The sequence below is a fragment of the Coprococcus sp. AF38-1 genome, from assembly GCF_003603945.1.
GTDB lineage: Bacteria > Bacillota > Clostridia > Lachnospirales > Lachnospiraceae > Coprococcus > Coprococcus aceti.
Genome location: NZ_QVGO01000004.1, coordinates 131,984 through 148,609 on the forward strand (window position 1 = coordinate 131,984; position 16,626 = coordinate 148,609).

Annotated in this window: 16 protein-coding genes; 3 read left to right on the top strand and 13 right to left on the bottom strand. The window is 45.0% G+C overall.

Translation table 11 applies throughout. From position 1 onward, the window contains the following. Positions 1 to 147: 147 nt before the first annotated feature. Genes DW025_RS06950 through DW025_RS06960 form a run of 3 tightly spaced genes read right to left on the bottom strand, consistent with a single transcriptional unit; the run spans position 148 to position 3,424 of the window. A complete protein-coding gene (locus DW025_RS06950; RefSeq protein WP_119999319.1) occupies positions 148 to 1,086 on the bottom strand; it encodes a hypothetical protein in 939 nt (312 codons plus the stop codon). Positions 1,087 to 1,093: 7 nt separating this feature from the next. Further along, positions 1,094 to 2,044, bottom strand: coding sequence for a hypothetical protein (locus DW025_RS06955; protein ID WP_119999321.1), 951 nt, complete (start codon positions 2,042 to 2,044; stop codon positions 1,094 to 1,096). A 54-nt stretch (positions 2,045 to 2,098) separates the two neighbouring features. Then, positions 2,099 to 3,424 (bottom strand): DUF5702 domain-containing protein, encoded by a 1,326-nt coding sequence (locus DW025_RS06960; RefSeq protein ID WP_119999323.1) that lies wholly within the window; start codon positions 3,422 to 3,424, stop codon positions 2,099 to 2,101. 78 nt (positions 3,425 to 3,502) lie between these two features. Here DW025_RS06960 and DW025_RS06965 point away from each other — a divergent pair, with 78 nt between their 5' ends. Next, a complete protein-coding gene (locus DW025_RS06965) occupies positions 3,503 to 3,727 on the top strand; it encodes a helix-turn-helix domain-containing protein (RefSeq protein ID WP_119999325.1) in 225 nt (74 codons plus the stop codon). A gap of 25 nt (positions 3,728 to 3,752) precedes the next feature. Here the strand turns inward: DW025_RS06965 and DW025_RS06970 are convergent, their stop codons facing one another. From DW025_RS06970 to DW025_RS06980, 3 genes are all read right to left on the bottom strand, one after another. Then, a complete protein-coding gene (locus DW025_RS06970) occupies positions 3,753 to 4,481 on the bottom strand; it encodes a TraX family protein (RefSeq protein WP_119999327.1) in 729 nt (242 codons plus the stop codon). 124 nt (positions 4,482 to 4,605) lie between these two features. Next, complete coding sequence (locus DW025_RS06975; RefSeq protein ID WP_015534318.1) at positions 4,606 to 5,022, bottom strand: HIT family protein; 417 nt, start codon at positions 5,020 to 5,022, stop codon at positions 4,606 to 4,608. 101 nt (positions 5,023 to 5,123) lie between these two features. Further along, positions 5,124 to 5,948 (bottom strand): nitrilase-related carbon-nitrogen hydrolase, encoded by an 825-nt coding sequence (locus tag DW025_RS06980; protein WP_119999329.1) that lies wholly within the window; start codon positions 5,946 to 5,948, stop codon positions 5,124 to 5,126. 264 nt (positions 5,949 to 6,212) lie between these two features. Here DW025_RS06980 and DW025_RS06985 point away from each other — a divergent pair, with 264 nt between their 5' ends. Together DW025_RS06985 and DW025_RS15125 are read left to right on the top strand one after the other, a co-directional pair. Then, positions 6,213 to 6,788 (top strand): biotin transporter BioY, encoded by a 576-nt coding sequence (locus DW025_RS06985; RefSeq protein WP_015534320.1) that lies wholly within the window; start codon positions 6,213 to 6,215, stop codon positions 6,786 to 6,788. Positions 6,789 to 6,939: 151 nt separating this feature from the next. After that, on the top strand, positions 6,940 to 7,257 hold the full coding sequence (locus DW025_RS15125; protein ID WP_308936787.1) for a helix-turn-helix domain-containing protein: 318 nt from the start codon (positions 6,940 to 6,942) through the stop codon (positions 7,255 to 7,257). Here DW025_RS15125 and DW025_RS06995 read toward each other — a convergent pair. The 7 genes from DW025_RS06995 to DW025_RS07025 all read right to left on the bottom strand — a co-directional run bounded on the left by DW025_RS06995 (position 7,254) and on the right by DW025_RS07025 (position 16,615). Next, complete coding sequence (locus DW025_RS06995) at positions 7,254 to 8,819, bottom strand: DUF3794 and LysM peptidoglycan-binding domain-containing protein (RefSeq protein ID WP_117549774.1); 1,566 nt, start codon at positions 8,817 to 8,819, stop codon at positions 7,254 to 7,256. The genes DW025_RS15125 and DW025_RS06995 overlap by 4 nt on opposite strands. Positions 8,820 to 8,853: 34 nt before the next feature. Then, positions 8,854 to 9,303: a protease complex subunit PrcB family protein gene (locus DW025_RS07000; RefSeq protein WP_238051193.1), complete on the bottom strand. Its 450-nt coding sequence runs from the start codon at positions 9,301 to 9,303 to the stop codon at positions 8,854 to 8,856. Positions 9,304 to 9,492: 189 nt separating this feature from the next. After that, complete coding sequence (gene aspS / locus DW025_RS07005; protein ID WP_015534324.1) at positions 9,493 to 11,325, bottom strand: aspartate--tRNA ligase; 1,833 nt, start codon at positions 11,323 to 11,325, stop codon at positions 9,493 to 9,495. 54 nt (positions 11,326 to 11,379) lie between these two features. Beyond that, the gene (locus DW025_RS07010; RefSeq protein WP_119999330.1) at positions 11,380 to 11,994 is read right to left on the bottom strand and encodes an HD-GYP domain-containing protein; all 615 of its coding nucleotides are present in this window, start codon (positions 11,992 to 11,994) and stop codon (positions 11,380 to 11,382) included. Further along, entirely contained in the window at positions 11,985 to 13,490 is a 1,506-nt protein-coding gene (hemZ, locus tag DW025_RS07015; RefSeq protein WP_119999332.1) for a coproporphyrinogen dehydrogenase HemZ, read from the bottom strand. Before hemZ ends, DW025_RS07010 begins: the two co-directional genes overlap by 10 nt. A 21-nt stretch (positions 13,491 to 13,511) precedes the next feature. Further along, positions 13,512 to 14,153 (bottom strand): MBL fold metallo-hydrolase, encoded by a 642-nt coding sequence (locus tag DW025_RS07020; RefSeq protein ID WP_243104926.1) that lies wholly within the window; start codon positions 14,151 to 14,153, stop codon positions 13,512 to 13,514. A gap of 17 nt (positions 14,154 to 14,170) precedes the next feature. Further along, positions 14,171 to 16,615 carry a RelA/SpoT family protein gene (locus tag DW025_RS07025; RefSeq protein ID WP_015534327.1) on the bottom strand — a complete coding sequence of 815 codons (2,445 nt, stop codon included), beginning with the start codon at positions 16,613 to 16,615 and terminating at the stop codon, positions 14,171 to 14,173. Positions 16,616 to 16,626: the final 11 nt, after the last annotated feature.

Genomic DNA, 16,626 nt, shown 5'->3' on the forward strand with positions numbered 1-16,626 from the left:
ATTTTAGTTTTTGTATCAGATTTTGTCAATAATTAAACATAATTAAGTTCTAATGCCTTTTTAGAGTTATGTACTCTAAAAATGTGAAGAATAAAGGGATGGTCTGTCAATAAACCACCCCTTCATTCTTATAAGCTCATACATATTCTATTTTGTCTTCAAAAAATCTGACACAGCATTTGTGCCATACACGTCCTCCAAAGAACCATATGTCGAAGGAACATAGCTTACACTTATGTTGCCAACGCTTACACACAACGATTGCTCATCCTGGGAACTTATTTCTAATAAACGTACCATAATTCCACAATCTTCAAACTGCCATCCAACATATGTGCTGTATACCGTTGTATTATCGCTACTATACTTAGCTGGATTTCTCATTGTATCAATATATCTCTCTGTATTATATAATGAACCATATTTAGTCTCATTATCAAAACCGCAAGCCCAGCCTACAAAATTTGGGCATCCAAGCATATCATACATCTTGTCCATTAAAATATAATTTACATCGGCATTATAATTTTCATTGCATATCTTATTATACTCGATCTCTGTAAATCCTAGATCGCTGAATGACAATATCGACAATGGCATTATCCAGTTTCCATCACGAAGCGCTTGACTGATTGTTGTTTCTATACCACTATCCATAGTACCTAATGTAATGTCTGGTACATATCTACTTAAAGTTCCCGACTCATCATATACTGTCATATCCATAGTCTCAAAACTATCTGTATAACAATCAACCATCGAAGAAAAAGTTTTCTTCCCATCCCGGCCAGCTATCTGTACCTGACAGTCCATAAGGTCATAAAGATTTAGCGGCATTGCCAACTGACCTGTAAACATGCGTACACCCTCTGGTAAATCCAAGACAACTCTGTCTGTTACATCTTTATCCAGTATCCATGGTATACCACCAGTATTCTCATCGTCGTTTTCTTCATCAACCACTGGATATGGCGCACTACATCCATAATCATCTTTAAGAAGATCATCCATACTTACACAGCCAGTCAAGAGCGACATCCCTATTATTGTCTGCACCAGCAATGATATTTTCTTTGTTCTATTCATATTCTAACTATTTTGCTGCCAAAAAATCAGCTATTGCATTTGTACCGCATTCATCCTCGATGGTGCCATAAGTCGCCGGAATGTAGCTAATCACAACACTGTACACGCTTGATTTCACATCACCACCATAGTTATCACTTGTCTCCGAAATATCTAATGCAATTCCATAACTATCAAACTGCCATCCAACGATTGTTTCATAAGATGTAACTCCATCACTTCCATATTTTCCAGGATCTCTCATCATATTAAGATATGCTTTTGCATCATATCCCTTTCCATATTGTGTGGAATTTTCTGAATCGCAATACCAACCAATATAATTTGGAGTTCCTAATCTATCATATATTTTGTCTGCAATTATATACAAGCCATCTTTATCTGGATTCTCATTACATATAGAGTTATATTCATCCTCCGTAAGTCCAACAGTTTCATATGTCACCATAGATGGTCCAAGTTTCCAATTTCCATCCGTTATAGCCTGTTTTACAGTTGTTTTCTCTTCACTATCTTCCTTTCCCAGTACAAGATCAGGCATATATGAATACGTTGTTCCTGTCTTATCGTATATTGTAAATTCCTCAAACGTGAAAGTATCTGTATAACTGTCAACTATTGAAGATAGCTTTCCCTGTTCAATGCCAACTGCTTCCGCAGGATAATCCATTAAAGTGTTTATATCAATCGGTAAAGTCAAATTGTCTGCAAACATCGCAACACCTGATGGTTCATCCAGAATCTGTTTATCCGTAAATTCCTTTCTTAACACCCAAGCACTTTTTTCTGAATCCATATAACTATCTTCAGATTCACTATTAGTATCTTGTGAATCCTGTGTATTTATTACCTCAGTCGTATTCACATTATTAGCCCCATCACTTGCTTTGCTTCCACATCCTGTTATCATCGATAATGCAGCAACACTAATTATTCCGTATAATATTTTTTTATTCATTTTTACCTCCTGTTTTATACGTTTTATATTAGTAATTCTATTTCTTCTGTTTTTTTAATATCCTCTACTCATTTTTAGAGTATATCGATTCCATTGTCCATTGTCTAGGTATTTTCTATAATCACTTGCCAGTGGTTGATCCATCATCATTGGTGGCACTTCTATTTCTGCTGTGATCGTAAACATTGTTTTTGAATTTTTCAAATCATAGCTTGAATCGCCTGTCACCTTCTGCATATTAGCTTCTATAACCCTTCCAATTCTGCTATACGCCGCGTTTGTTAATTTATCACCTTTTTCCAATGTAGAATACAAAAAGACAAACAAATAATCACTATATTGCATGCGAATCCCATCACCCTTTTGTGGATCTTTAGGATTATTACTAGAAACATCTTCTCCTGAACCACCCATACTGTATGCCCACTGTTTATCTGTTTTTTTATACACCTCCAACGGAATCCCCTTATTCAATATTTTCATATCATTTACACTTTCCAAAGCTGCTAACAAAGCTATTAATACACACTTTGTAACTGGAGCAGGAATTATCCCCTGAGTTGCCTTTTCGATTAACCGTGCAGCACCCCGTATTGCTTTCGCTGTTTCGTTGTCCTTTTTTTCTGGCCAAAAATTTACAAATCCAGACGCAAGATTTAAAGCCATTCTTAATTCGTAAATAGAAAGATACGCTTTTTCTAAATTTTTCTCGTTTGTCTTACCATATAAAATATACTCAATTTCTGCATTATTAGCCGCATTATTCTCCAAATTAATCATCTGATTTGTTAAAGATTTATTATATACAAACGTTTTATTTTCATCCTGCCATTTAGATTCCAATCCTGCATATTTACTGTTACAATTAGAATATGTTATTTCTGCACCATTATTATCCTCGTTATATTTATACTTACCTTCATATACATATGTTCTATAGCTAAACATGTTCATTGCATACAACGTTGCATATAAAGAATCCCTTGTATCTATTCCATTTAGATTTGCGAAGCTTCCTATAGTTTTTGCGAAACTTCCTACTATATCTGTTACCTTAAATTCTGGATTGGATATTTTTTCAACATAAATATTAGATGAACCCGAAATTTCGTCCTTTCCTTTTTTCTGTTTTTTTGATTCCTCCGAATTTTCAGCATCTTTCTTATCATCCTTATAATCATCCAGTTTGGCATCTCTATCCTTGACCTTTTTTTTCAAACTGTTTAATTCGGATGTGTCATATTTTTTTGACAACAAGAAATCATAATATGTATCATCACCTTCGCTCAATACATATTTACAATCAGGCTTAGGTATCAATGCTTCAGTTTTCTTAGGATTCATTAGTTCATAATAAATATTGTCTGCCATTGTTTTCATTTTAGAGTTTATGGCTCTTTTTGTCAATAATTAAATTTTCTCAAATTATACTAATCGTAAACTAAAGGAGGTATGCTAATGCGCTATAATGAAAGGATACGTGAGATTAGGGAAGACAGCTCTTTAACCCAGCAAAAAGTTGCCGATTTATTGCATGTTGGTCAGCGTACATATGCTGATTACGAAAGCGGCAAAACACGGATTCCTGTTGACAGTCTCCTTATTCTTGCCAGGTATTATAATGTATCTGTCGATTATATCAGTGGGGCAAGTAACGTAAAAACCAAATATCCACAAAAGTAAAAAAAGGAATGTAGATTTTTGACATCTACATTCCTTTTACGATTTCCCATATAAGCAGCAAATGCAGGGGATAGAACAGATAGAAGAAATACTTGAGCTTCATTCTCCCCCTCTCACCGCTGTACATATTCACAGGTATCATCGCCAACAGAGCGTATAGCTGATTAATACCCAGGCAGAGGATATATACCAGCGAACTGAGCACCACGATCTCAATGTTCTGCTTCTTATTGAAATATGCCAGAGTATAAGCATCCGCTCCACTCCGCTCCTTCTCGATCAGATAGAACATAACTATGATTCCCACTCCCGCCATGCCGTAGTCGAATCTCAGGAACTCCGCCAGAAGTGCTGCGGCCAGTGCGATCTCGACCTTCCATCTTCCGATTGGCCCCCGGCTATCCATGGCGTATATGGCAAACAGTCCGGCTGTCAGGGTGAATAATATGTTCTGAGCCCCCGGATACCAGATCGTATCGTGCATTGCCAGATCAAATGGTATCTCTGACACCACCGCAAATATTCCAAGTCTCAGAAGATACCTCCTCACGTCGGATGTACGCAGAAGCCCCTGTACAAGCAGGAATGCAAATACAGGAAATGCCAGACGCCCCACAGCGCGCATTATGTAGTTGTTATCCATGAATACTATGCCTATGTGATCTACGGCCATACACACACAGGCTGTCAGCTTGAGCGCATTTGACGACAGCCGCCTCAGCCCTCTTTCCTCAGTTTCTTCATTATACTCCATATACAGTCCTTTCCTACCGCCTACTCTTTCTATCAGTAACACCGTAACAGAAAAAACAGCACACGACTTATGTTCATCATGTGCTGCTCTTCTCACAAAACCTTATATATCTATCTTCAATCGTCTAGATTCTCTTTCTGAGAGCCTTAGACAATGCTGACAGCTCCTCTGTATCAGCCTTACCCGGTATCCAGGTCATAGTCACGTTGTCCTTGATGTATCTTGGAACAAGGTGCATATGGAAGTGGAATACAGTCTGACCTGCTGCCTCGCCGTTGTTCTGAAGGATATTCAGTCCGTCCGGATTCAGCTCAGCCTTCTGTGCCTTTGCCACCTCTGTAGCTATAGTAAATATCTTGGCTGCTGTCTCAGCATCCATGCTGTATATATTGTCAAAATGTTCTTTCGGGATAATAAGCGCATGGCCCTTGTTAGCAGGATTCACATCAAGTATTACTCTGCAGATACTATCCTCATAAACTGTCGCTGATGGAATCTCACCGTTGGCTATCTTACAAAAAATGCAATCGTCCTTATTCATATAAGTTTTACCTCCTCATTGCCTCTATCCATTGTAAACCATCTGACAAAATATTACAAGCACCAAAGAGAACACCAGTTTTATACACCAGTCAAATAATTCTATAATATTGACATGTAAAATTCATTTTTCCTGTCCCTGCCCTGCGGAAATGTCTTTCTGGCACCGGCTATGACCGCAGGATCCAGCTCCGCAACGAGCAGTCTGTCGCTCACCCTCTCCGCCATCTCATTGCCGTAGACATCATATATATGTGAGCTCGGGACATATCTCTCCCTTTTACCCATGCCCACTCTGTTCACGCCTATCACGTATGCCTGATTCTCAATGGCCCTCGCCCTGAGCAGCGCTTCCCACTGGGCAACTCTCTCCTCAGGCCAGTTGGCTATCACAAGTATGGCATCGTAAGAATCCCTCGCCGCCGAAAATATCTCCGGGAATCTGAGATCATAGCATATGTATCCGCCCAGCCTCAGATCCTTGACATTCGCCTGACAAATGCGGCTGCCTGCCCGGTACACCCTGTCCTCACCGCTGAACGAAAAAGGATGTATCTTTGCGTAATCCATGATCACCTCATCACCGCTGACGATCGCCAGCTTATTTTCAAATACCTTTCTTCTGCTCTCATCAAACTCACCGCTTCCATCAGCCATGAAAGCTTCTATATAACCAAATGCCATGGCCATATCGTATTTCCTGCTGTTCTCCATGAAAAACGAAACGCTCTCCGGTATCTCACCATCCCTGTACGCCTCCCACATGCGAGCGGGCATCATGGTAAATCCCGTCAGCGTCATCTCAGGAAACACCAAGAGCTCAACGTCATTCTCATATGCCTCCTGCATAACCCCAAGACAGTGCTCCCTGGCATACTCCTTATCCTCGTATCCAATATCGATCTCCGTGATTCCGACCTTTATCATATCCCGCCTCCTGTGTATACACTCTGTATATCGTTCGAATTCTATATTAAGTATTTTACACAATAACGTGTGTTTTGCAAATGTTAACCTGTGTTCAAAATTTATGGTTGACATTCCTCCCATATGTATATATAATGTCAACCATAGCCCTTGTGTATAGGTTAACAAATCCAGGCAGTATTCGTCATCAGCCCGTCGAAACTACCTGGATTTGTTGTGAATAAGCTGTACACAGGCATTACAATCATTGGAGGATTATTACAAATGAAAAAAGCATTTACCACTGTAGAGCTGGTCATGATGGCCATGTTCACTGCAATTCTGTGTGCATCCGCTTACCTGAGCATTCCAACACCGCTCCCTAACGCAGCACACATCACATTACTCAACTTTATGATAATTCTGATAGCTCTCGTATTTGAGCTCAGAGACTCAACGATCATAATAGCACTTTGGATGATCATGGGTGCCATCGGCGTTCCTGTATTCATCGGCGGAGGCGCAGGCCTTGGATATCTGTTCGGAGTATTCGGTGGATACACCTTCTCATTCATCATTGCATCAATCGTAGTCGGTCTCATCAAAGGCAAAAAGTACAAGAGACTTAAGTATACCATCGTTGCGATCATAGGTGTCGTGATCATTGATATCGTGGGAATGATCTGGTGGAAGTTCAACGGTAACCTCACATGGAAGGTTGCATTCTTATCAGGTTTCGTGGCATTCATTCCACTCGACCTCGTTAAGGCTGTCATCGCCGCACAGCTCGTTCCACTGTTCAAGAGACTTCTCCCTGAGAAGGACGACAAAGAGGCCAATGAACAGGCAAAAGAAGCCTGATTAATGGAAATACACAAACTTAAGTGCAATTATAGCTGTCGGCTATGATTGCACTTTTTTGTTACCATCTCGTTTAGTAAACATATTTACTAAAATTAAAGGGGTCACAAACCCGTATGTTATCATTTTTGCGGGTGATCGAATGCAGTATATGGAATTTAGCAAGGATAAAAAGTATATAGAAAGAATCCGGGGACTGCGGGAAGATCATGACTTTACACAACAATATGTTGCCCGCTATCTGAACACCTCACAGACCATGTACGCACGTTATGAAAGGGGCGCAAGCGCGCTGCCAATCCATCACCTTATATATCTCACCGAGTTATATAACGTGTCATCCGATTACATTCTTGGAATCACCAACAACCCTGTTCCATACGAAGAATATTACAGAGAAGCCGCTGTCACCGACCAGGATCCCAGATCACCGGGAAAATACGATATACACTGGAAGGGCAACAGCTAATTCTTTCCCGCACGTTTGACCACTATCAACCTGTCACCGGCTTTCACGTCATCCCCCTCAAGGCTGTTGAGCTTTCTTATGGAATCAAGACTGGAATAATACTGTTTTGCGATCGACCATATGCTGTCACCATCACGCACAACATAGCCCACTATACCTGGCGCCACCGCTTTCTTCTTCATATCGACCGGAGCCACCGTCATGTCATCGATAAGTTCTATCTCTTTCCGGGTAAATATGGTCATTCCCATATCCACTATGGCTTTTATCTCCACCTCGTCATTGCCCGGCAGCGCCGCCGTGATCTGATTGAGTGCAGGGGTAATCCTGATGGAATCCTGAGTTCTGAGCGGAACAGTCTCCACCCTGTATGAAAATGGAGCTACCACCTCCATCTGACACAGAGGTCTGCTGTCATCCGATGACACATAAAGAACTGCCGCCTTCACAGCACCCTCGACGACCACGGCGTCATCCGCCGGCCTGACATCGTCTATATCCACACTGCCCGTCACATTTACGATCTGGAGAATGGACGGCTGGCTGCTCTTGAGCCTCTCCTTCTTCACGACCCTCGTCTTTGCATTGTTTCTCATGAGAAGGTTCTCGTAGCTGAATCTGCTCCTGACGGGATCGACCTGCGCAGAATATGAGAACATATCCTTGAGAAGGTCTGCCTCCACGTCCTCGTACACCTTGATGTCCACATTGAGGCTGCTCTCCACCTGGAGTATCCTGTCCTCACCGCCGTCATTTGCACGCACGGACACCGAACCGCGGGATGCGGTTATCATATCGTCCAGTATCATATCCTCGTCTATTCCATCGCAGTTCACAGTGTCCTGGAACTCCCTCGTGGCGCTGACATACTGCACCGGAGCCACCTCGTCATCCGGCTTGTATATGACAAATATGTCCATCTTGCCGCTTATATGTACCCCCACGTCCGTGGCACGGCTCTCTATCTCTGAGAAGCTCACCTGATCCCACAGCACACGTCCGATATTCGGCTTATTTGCCGGGATCTCTATGTCCTCCTTTATCTTCATTATGTCTCTGGAAGACGCCGCAAGATTTGTAAAGCTTACCTTCTCCGTCATGCACTCTATACCAGAGCCGTTTGCTATGCCCACGGCGCCATCTGCGGTGATCTGCTGGCACGCCCAGAGCTTCACGCCCACAAGCCCTCTCACCTCGTATTTTCTGGAATTTATCACGGTCACGTACAGATCCTCCAGCACACCCTGTACGGAAACCTTATCTCCCAGCGACAGTTCATCCGCATTTATCGTCTCCTCAAATGGCAGCTCTCCGTCATGGCTCTCAAATGAATCCCCCTCCCGGTCCGTCTGGTATAGGATGGCGTAGCTCACAGTTCCTGTGATGCGCGCCTTGCCCTCCATGACGTCTATGTTTTCTATCGTCACCTGTCCTTTGCTGGCTATCTGTCTGTCTATATCCCCCTTCACATCAGGGACATTGAAATCGTCATCCACGGTAAACTCAACATATTTTGCCGCCTTAAGATTCGTCGTTGTGATCCTGTTCTTAGTAAGCTCCATATTTTCCCCACCTTATTTTTTATGATATACCGTTTTACTTGAATACAACCGGAAGATCCATCTTCACTATCCTGACCACCATATAAGGAAATGATACATTGTCTCCCTTCACGCCATCCGTCGGAGTCGCCACCTGTCTTAAAACTCCCTTGATGTAAATGGCATTGTCGTCCTTGTACATCTCCTCCAGAGTCACCCCAACGTCATCCCTCTCCTGCATGCCCGCAGCGATGACTATATATGTATATGTGCTGTTTGAATATACGAGATTAAATGGGTTTTCCTTCTTTTTGTCTATGATGGTAACCAGTTCATCCGGCAGCATGGTCTCATCGCACACGTCATAGAGCAGCGGCTCACCACTGTCCGACACCTCAAACCTTGCACATCCAACGCAGAATATCATGAGCTCCAGTGCAACCACCAGCAGGAAGGTAAGTCTGCCCCACATTCTCCCTCTTAGAAACTCTTTTTCATTTTCCACATGTATCACCTCCACCATTTGCTTTTTAAGGTGTCTGGCTGTCATTTTAAGCCACTTAACACACTTTGGTATAGTATATGTACCCCATTTGCTCTTTATGTCTGTAAACGCAAAAAAGAGGCGGGATATCCTGTTTGATATCCCGCCTCCGTATCAGAAGCTCGTCCTTCTGTATATTATTCTGTCATTCTACTCTGCGTCTGCAGGTGCGCTCTTCTCAGCCTCGATCTCGGCCTCAGCCTCTGGTGTGACCTCGATTCCAAGCTCAGCGAGCTGTTTGTCGTCTACATAGTCAGGCGCATTTGTCATGAGACATGATGCATCCTTTACCTTAGGGAATGCGATTACGTCACGGATAGAATCCTGCTTTGCCATGAGCATGACCAGACGGTCAAGACCATAGGCAAGTCCTGCGTGAGGTGGTACTCCGTACTTGAACGCATCCAGAAGGAATCCGAATCTCTCGTGAGCCTGAGCCTTTGTAAAGCCAAGGCACTCAAACATCTTCTCCTGAATGTCATCCTGATGGATTCTGACTGAACCTCCACCGATCTCATTTCCGTTTAATACTATATCATAAGCCTTTGCACGAACCCTGCCCGGATCAGAATCGATGTACTGAAGATCCTCCTCCATAGGCATGGTAAATGGATGGTGCATAGCTGTGAATCTGTTCTCCTCGTCTGACCACTCAAGAAGTGGGAACTCTGTGATCCACACGAATCTGTATACATTCTTGTCCACAAGTCCCATGAGCTCTGCCAGATGGCATCTCAGTGCGCCGAGGACTGTCCATACGATCTTTGTCTTGTCCGCTGCGAACAGAAGCAGGTCGCCAGGCTTTCCATCCATGGCTGCCACAAGGGCGTTCATCTGCTCCTCTGTCATGAACTTGGCAAATGATGACTTGTAGCTTCCATCCTCGTTGATAACTATATATGCAAGTCCCTTTGCGCCGTATGTCTTTGCATACTCGATAAGGGCATCTATCTTCTTTCTAGGCATGCTTCCCTGTCCCTCGGCATTGATACCGCGGACTGTTCCGCCATTTGCAAGGGCACCTGTGAATACTCCGAACTCACAGTCCTTGACAACATCGCTGACATCCTTGAGCTCGAGTCCAAATCTGAGGTCAGGCTTATCTGAACCAAATCTGTCCATTGCCTCCTGCCATGTCATTCTCTGAATTGGAAGCTGGATGTCGAGATCAAGTATCTCCTTGAAGAGCTTTGCAAGAAGACGCTCATTTACATCGATTACATCGTCAACGTCAACAAATGAGAGCTCCATATCCATCTGGGTGAACTCCGGCTGTCTGTCTGCACGGAGATCCTCGTCACGGAAGCATCTTGCGATCTGGAAATATCTGTCGTAACCAGAGCACATAAGAAGCTGCTTGAAGAGCTGTGGTGACTGTGGCAGAGCGTAGAATGTACCAGGGTGTACACGGCTTGGCACAAGGTAATCTCTTGCTCCCTCTGGTGTTGACTTGGTCAGCATAGGTGTCTCTATCTCAAGGAATCCCTCATCTGCCATGAACTGTCTGGCGATGGTGGCTACCTTACTCTTCATGATAAGATTTCTCTGGAGGTCTGGACGTCTGAGGTCGAGATATCTGTACTTGAGCCTTATCTCCTCCTTGGTCTTGCTGTTCTCCTCTATAGGGAATGGAGGTGTCTCTGCCTCTGACAGTATACGGAGGCTGCTTGCAACGACCTCGATGTCTCCTGTTGCAAGGTTCTCATTCACTGCACCCGCACGCTTGCACACTGTTCCCTCAATGGCTGCAACGAACTCTGAACGAAGCTTTCCTGCCTTCTCGAAGCACTCTGCGCCACACTGTGACTCCTCAAATATAACCTGTAATATTCCACTTCTATCTCGAAGATCTACAAAGATTATTCCACCTTTATTTCTGCTCTTCTGAACCCAGCCCATCACGGTGACTTTCTCACCTATGTTGGCACTGCTAACCTCTGTACATCTGTGGCTTCTCTTAAGCCCCTGCATAGATTCTGCCATCTTACGCTATCCTCCTAAAATTAAAAACTTTCCTTATGTCACTATACACTTTTTTCATTTTTCGTCAAGACCTGGTATATCGCCGTGAAGCACCTGATCCACCCTGTTCATGATGTCTGTGGTGTTGATCAGCCGCTGGAACGCCAGGAACGCCCTCATGTCGAAGTGTCTCACCTCATCTATCACCATTCCAAATGCCGTATCCGCGTCAAATGCCTTCCTGTATGGTCTGTCGCTGACCAGTGCACTGAACACATCGCACACTCTGATAAGTCTTGCGCCGAGTGGTATCTCCTCGCCCCGCATCCTGTACGGATATCCCGAGCCGTCATAGTTCTCATGGTGATAGTGCACCATATCCACTATGTCCTGATCGTAGCCCTCACGCTTAAGTATCTCCGCGCCAAGCTTGGCATGCAGCCTGACGTATCTCATCTCCTCGATCTTCATCGCACCCTGCCGCCGTCCATATATGTAAGGACTCACCTGCAGCTTGCCCACATCGTGCAGCATTCCCGCCACAGCAACCTTGTGTATGAATTCCTCATCACAGCCCAGCTCCCTCGCCAGCTCAGATGCCAGTACACTCACACACATTCCATGGCGCACCGCATCATTCATATCAACTGAATAGCATTCTTCTGCATCCTTCTCCAATGCTAATCCCATATAAATCCCGCTTTCTTACGCTCGATCATCTCATCTATTCGAGCTATATAATCGTCTACACTCTTACAATTCTCTATTCTGTCTATACGTGTCCCCTCTGTCACTCCGTCATGTCCTGGTCTCACCACAAGCTTCGATGAACTTCCGGCACCGAGACCGATGATGTCAGTCCTCTCCTCCATGATGAGTATATTGTACAGGCACTCAAGCCCCGGCTTCGAGTAACCCACGTTCTCCAGATTGCCGGTCATGTTCTTCTGTCTGTACAGATAGTATGGATCAAGCCCCATCTCAGCCGCCGCCCTCGTAACAGCACCGAGCTGGCTGTCTATATCCGACTTCAGAGTGTCACGGTATTTGTCCATCTCTATGTTCAGATTCGCCGCCCTCTTGATGGCAAGGGTGTGAACCGTCAGACTTTCAGGGGAAAGCTCCTTCACCTGTCTCAGCGTGTTCTCCACACTGTCCGTGTCCTCTCCCGGAAGTCCCACTATCAGATCCATGTTGATGTTGTCAAAGCCCGCTCTCCGGGCATTCTCCATGGCTATGGCCGTCTGCTCCGGCGTATGTGCCCTGCCTATGGTCCTTAATGTCTCCTCGTTCATGGTCTGTGGATTTATGCTTATACGCGTCACTCCGTGGCGCTTCATGACCTCAAGCTTGTCAAATGTGGTACTGTCCGGTCTGCCCGCTTCTATGGTGAACTCCCTCACCTGTGACAGGTCAAATGACTTCTCTATCATGCTGCAGAGTCTGTCCATATGCTCCGCAGATATGGATGACGGCGTTCCGCCTCCCACATATATTGATATGAGCCGTTTTCCGGAATATGCCTCCGCAACGTATGCCATCTCTTTCTCGACTGCGTCCAGATATGCACCCACCTTATTCTTATATACCGCGATCGGATATGAGGTAAATGAACAGTACAAACATCTTGTCGGACAGAACGGTATGCCTATATACAGACAGTATTCGTCCTCCTCCGCCACAGAGTCTATGATTTTTTTCTCCCTGTCAGCCACCGCCACTGCCAGCTCGGCTTTCTCACGGGAGGTTCCATATATCTCCTGGTAGTTTCCTATTATATCCTCTGAGGTCATCCCTGCTTCCATATAAGACACAGCTATCTTCGTAGGTCTGATACCCGTCAGGGAGCCCCACGGAAGTCTGCGGTCTGTATACTCCGAAAGCATGTTGTATATCGCCAGCTTTAACGGATTCCTCACGGCACTCTTATCCCGGCAGTCGCCATCCACAGGAATCTGTGTGCTGCACGCCAAAGTCCGCTCTCCTCCGTCTGCTACAGAATACAGCTCTATATTTATTCTATTGTCATCTATATCCGCCACAAGCGCCTTGTCTATCTCCGCCTTAAGCTCCGGCTTTTTGTCAAATATCTCCGGAACCACTATTCTTTCACCGCCGTAGAAGGCCTGGAGACTCACCCGGAGATCATTGTTGTAATCTTCTATATTCTGTATCAGTAATATCATATTTCCACCATGATCCGCCCATCAGAAGAACGGATTCATCTTCTTCTCTTTTCTTATAAGTGTTGTCTCCCCGTGTCCAGGGTACACCACGGTATCATCAGGAAGCACAAACAGCTTCTCTCTTATGTTCTCGAGCAGCGCATGCTCATCACCTGTAGGGAAATCCGATCTTCCCACACTGTATTTGAACAGCGTATCCCCTGAGAACAGTATATTCTCTGACTCGAAGTAATAGCACATTCCGCCTCTGGTATGTCCCGACACACTGATGCATCTCATCCCAGTGCCAAGCAGCTTCTTCACACTGCCGTCGCTCAGATAGTGATCCGTCTCAGTCTCTATCACCTTTTCAAATACACTGGTCATCATCGCCGACAGGTTCACCCTGCTGTTGCCGAGAACTTCCTTCTCGTCCTCCGAAGCATATGTATCCGCACCTGTGAGCTTCTTCAGATCTCCCATCGCCGCCATGTGATCCACATGACCGTGAGTGAGATAAATGCCAACGCAGGTATACTCATTCTTCTTCAGTGTGTTGTATATATAATTCGCATTCCATGAAGGATCAATGACTATCGCCTCCCCGGTCTGCTCATTTGCCACTATATAACAATTCGTCTGGAATCCTCCCAGCTCACTTCTGATAACTTTTAATTCCGCCATATAAACCTTTCCGGCCATCAGCCCGTAGTTCTCTCTATATCAATTATATTATCAACATTCCTTATCTTGGCAATTATCGTATTCAACTGTTCCTTCGACTTGATCGCAAATGAGATCGTGATCGTAGCCTTGCCCTGCTTGCTTGTACGGCTGTTGATACTGTTTACGTTTATATTTGCCTCGCTGAGGATCTTGGTTATGTCAAATAATATGCCGTTTCTGTCATCTGCATATATATTTATCTCGGTCATGTATGTGTTCGATGCAACAGCGTCATCCTTCCACTCGGCCTCGATGACTCTGGCTCTGTCCGCCTCGCTCATGCACAACACATTTACACAGTCGGTACGGTGTATGGACACACCTCGTCCTCTGGTGATAAATCCTATGATCTCATCCCCCGGAACAGGTGAACAGCACTTGGAGAATCTCACGGCAACGTCATCTATGCCGTTTACGATTATTCCACCCTTGCCGGTATGGTTGCCATGGTTCTTCTTCACCGAATACTCGTCCAGAACCTCAGCGTTCGTGGCAGTCTGTGGCTTGTGCTCCTTGTTGTACTCATCAATCAGACGGTTTACTATCTGACCTTCCTTGATTCCGCCATGTCCAACGGCGGCAACTATGGAATCCCAATCCTGGAAATTGTACTTCTTGTATATCTTCTCCTGATACTCAGGCTTTGAGTACATGGAGTAGTCTATTCCCTTTGATTTGCAGTAGTTCAGTATGAGCTCTCTTCCGCGGCTGATATTCTCATCCTTGAGCTGATGCTTAAACCACTGGTTGATCTTTGTCCTCGCCTGTGTACTCTTGACTATATTCAGCCAGTCACGGCTTGGTCCTGTGGAGTTCTGTGAGGTTATGATCTCCACACGATCTCCGTTGTTGAGCTTGGTATCTATAGGAACCTGTCGTCCGTTGATCCTTGCACCGACCATCTTGTTGCCCACCGCCGTGTGAATGGCATAAGCAAAATCTATAGGTGTGGATCCGCTAGGAAGGTTCTTAACATCTCCGGCAGGAGTAAAGCAGTATACCTGTTCAGCAAAGAGATCAAGGTCAGTCTTGACAAAGCTCATGAACTCCTTGTTGTCATCGGTATCCCTCTGCCACTCAAGGATCTGACGGAGCCAGGAGAGCTTTTCCTCCTCCTTCTGCATGACCGTACCGGTTATGTTCTCCTTGTACTTCCAGTGCGCAGCGATACCATACTCAGCCGTTCTGTGCATCTCGTAGGTTCTTATCTGTATCTCAAATGGCTGTCCCTCAGGTCCGATCAGTGTGGTGTGAAGGGACTGGTACATGTTGGACTTAGGCATGGCTATGTAGTCCTTGAATCTTCCCGGAATAGGCTTGTACATCTCATGAATGATACCCAGTGCTGAGTAACAGTCCCTGACCGTATTCACCTTGATACGTACCGCAAATATATCGTATATCTGATCCAGAGTCTTGTTCTGGTTCTTCATCTTCTTATATATACTGAAGAAATGCTTTACTCTTCCGTCTATCTCAGCCTCAAGTCCGGCATTATCAATATGCTTCTTGACATCGGCAACGACCCTCTTGATATAAGCATCCCTCTCGGTAAGCTTCTCATCTATCTGCGCCTTGAGATCCTTGTACACATCCGGCATGAGGTACATCATGGACAGGTCATCCAGCTCGACCTTGATCTTGCTGATACCAAGTCTGTGTGCGATAGGCGCATATATATCCATGGTCTCTCTGGCCTTCTCTATCTGCTTCTCCGGTGACTGATACTGGAGGGTTCTCAGATTGTGGAGTCTGTCCGCCAGCTTTATCAGTATGACTCTGATATCCTTCGCCATGGAGAGGAACATCTTACGCAGATTCTCCGCCTGAACCTCTATCTTGTCCGTGGTCATCTTGAGCTGTGTCAGCTTCGTAACTCCATCCACAAGGAAAGCAACCTCCTCGGAGAACTCCGCTGCTATCTCCTCAGATGTCATGACTGTATCCTCAACGACATCGTGGAGTATCCCTGCCACTATCGTCTCCTTGTCGAGCTCAAGCTCTGCCAGGATTATGGCCACATTCAGAGGGTGCATGATATAAGGCTCCCCGGACTTTCTGAGCTGTCCCTTGTGGGCAGCGTCCGCCACCTTATATGCCTTCTCTATCATAGTGATGTCGGCAGATGGGTGATATGTGAGTATCCTTGAGATAAGCTCCTTATACAATTCCTCCGGCGGTGTAAAATCTGCCGGTGTGGACAGATCTATCTCTCTCTTCGCCTTCATCTGCTTATTCGCCTGCTCCTCCAGCTTTATAAGTTCATTCTGAGGAACATTCTTGCCAGACGCAAGAGCCTTCTCGATGGCTGCTATTCCATCCTTCGTGGCCTGCTCCGAGGTGATAACACCTGCTTCCGCAGCCCTCTTTGTCTCCTGAGCTATTATATTGTCCTGTGTCTTATCCAATGTCTCTCCCATATGCTCACCAC

Coding starts and splice junctions, on each gene's coding strand:
- DW025_RS06950 (WP_119999319.1), bottom strand. CDS start 1,086: ATGAATAGAACAAAGAAAATATCATTGCTGGTGCAGACAATAATAGGG.
- DW025_RS06955 (WP_119999321.1), bottom strand. CDS start 2,044: ATGAATAAAAAAATATTATACGGAATAATTAGTGTTGCTGCATTATCG.
- DW025_RS06960 (WP_119999323.1), bottom strand. CDS start 3,424: ATGAAAACAATGGCAGACAATATTTATTATGAACTAATGAATCCTAAG.
- DW025_RS06965 (WP_119999325.1), top strand. CDS start 3,503: ATGCGCTATAATGAAAGGATACGTGAGATTAGGGAAGACAGCTCTTTA.
- DW025_RS06970 (WP_119999327.1), bottom strand. CDS start 4,481: ATGGAGTATAATGAAGAAACTGAGGAAAGAGGGCTGAGGCGGCTGTCG.
- DW025_RS06975 (WP_015534318.1), bottom strand. CDS start 5,022: ATGAATAAGGACGATTGCATTTTTTGTAAGATAGCCAACGGTGAGATT.
- DW025_RS06980 (WP_119999329.1), bottom strand. CDS start 5,948: ATGATAAAGGTCGGAATCACGGAGATCGATATTGGATACGAGGATAAG.
- DW025_RS06985 (WP_015534320.1), top strand. CDS start 6,213: ATGAAAAAAGCATTTACCACTGTAGAGCTGGTCATGATGGCCATGTTC.
- DW025_RS15125 (WP_308936787.1), top strand. CDS start 6,940: ATGGAATTTAGCAAGGATAAAAAGTATATAGAAAGAATCCGGGGACTG.
- DW025_RS06995 (WP_117549774.1), bottom strand. CDS start 8,819: ATGGAGCTTACTAAGAACAGGATCACAACGACGAATCTTAAGGCGGCA.
- aspS (WP_015534324.1), bottom strand. CDS start 11,325: ATGGCAGAATCTATGCAGGGGCTTAAGAGAAGCCACAGATGTACAGAG.
- DW025_RS07010 (WP_119999330.1), bottom strand. CDS start 11,994: ATGGGATTAGCATTGGAGAAGGATGCAGAAGAATGCTATTCAGTTGAT.
- hemZ (WP_119999332.1), bottom strand. CDS start 13,490: ATGATATTACTGATACAGAATATAGAAGATTACAACAATGATCTCCGG.
- DW025_RS07020 (WP_243104926.1), bottom strand. CDS start 14,153: ATGGCGGAATTAAAAGTTATCAGAAGTGAGCTGGGAGGATTCCAGACG.
- DW025_RS07025 (WP_015534327.1), bottom strand. CDS start 16,615: ATGGGAGAGACATTGGATAAGACACAGGACAATATAATAGCTCAGGAG.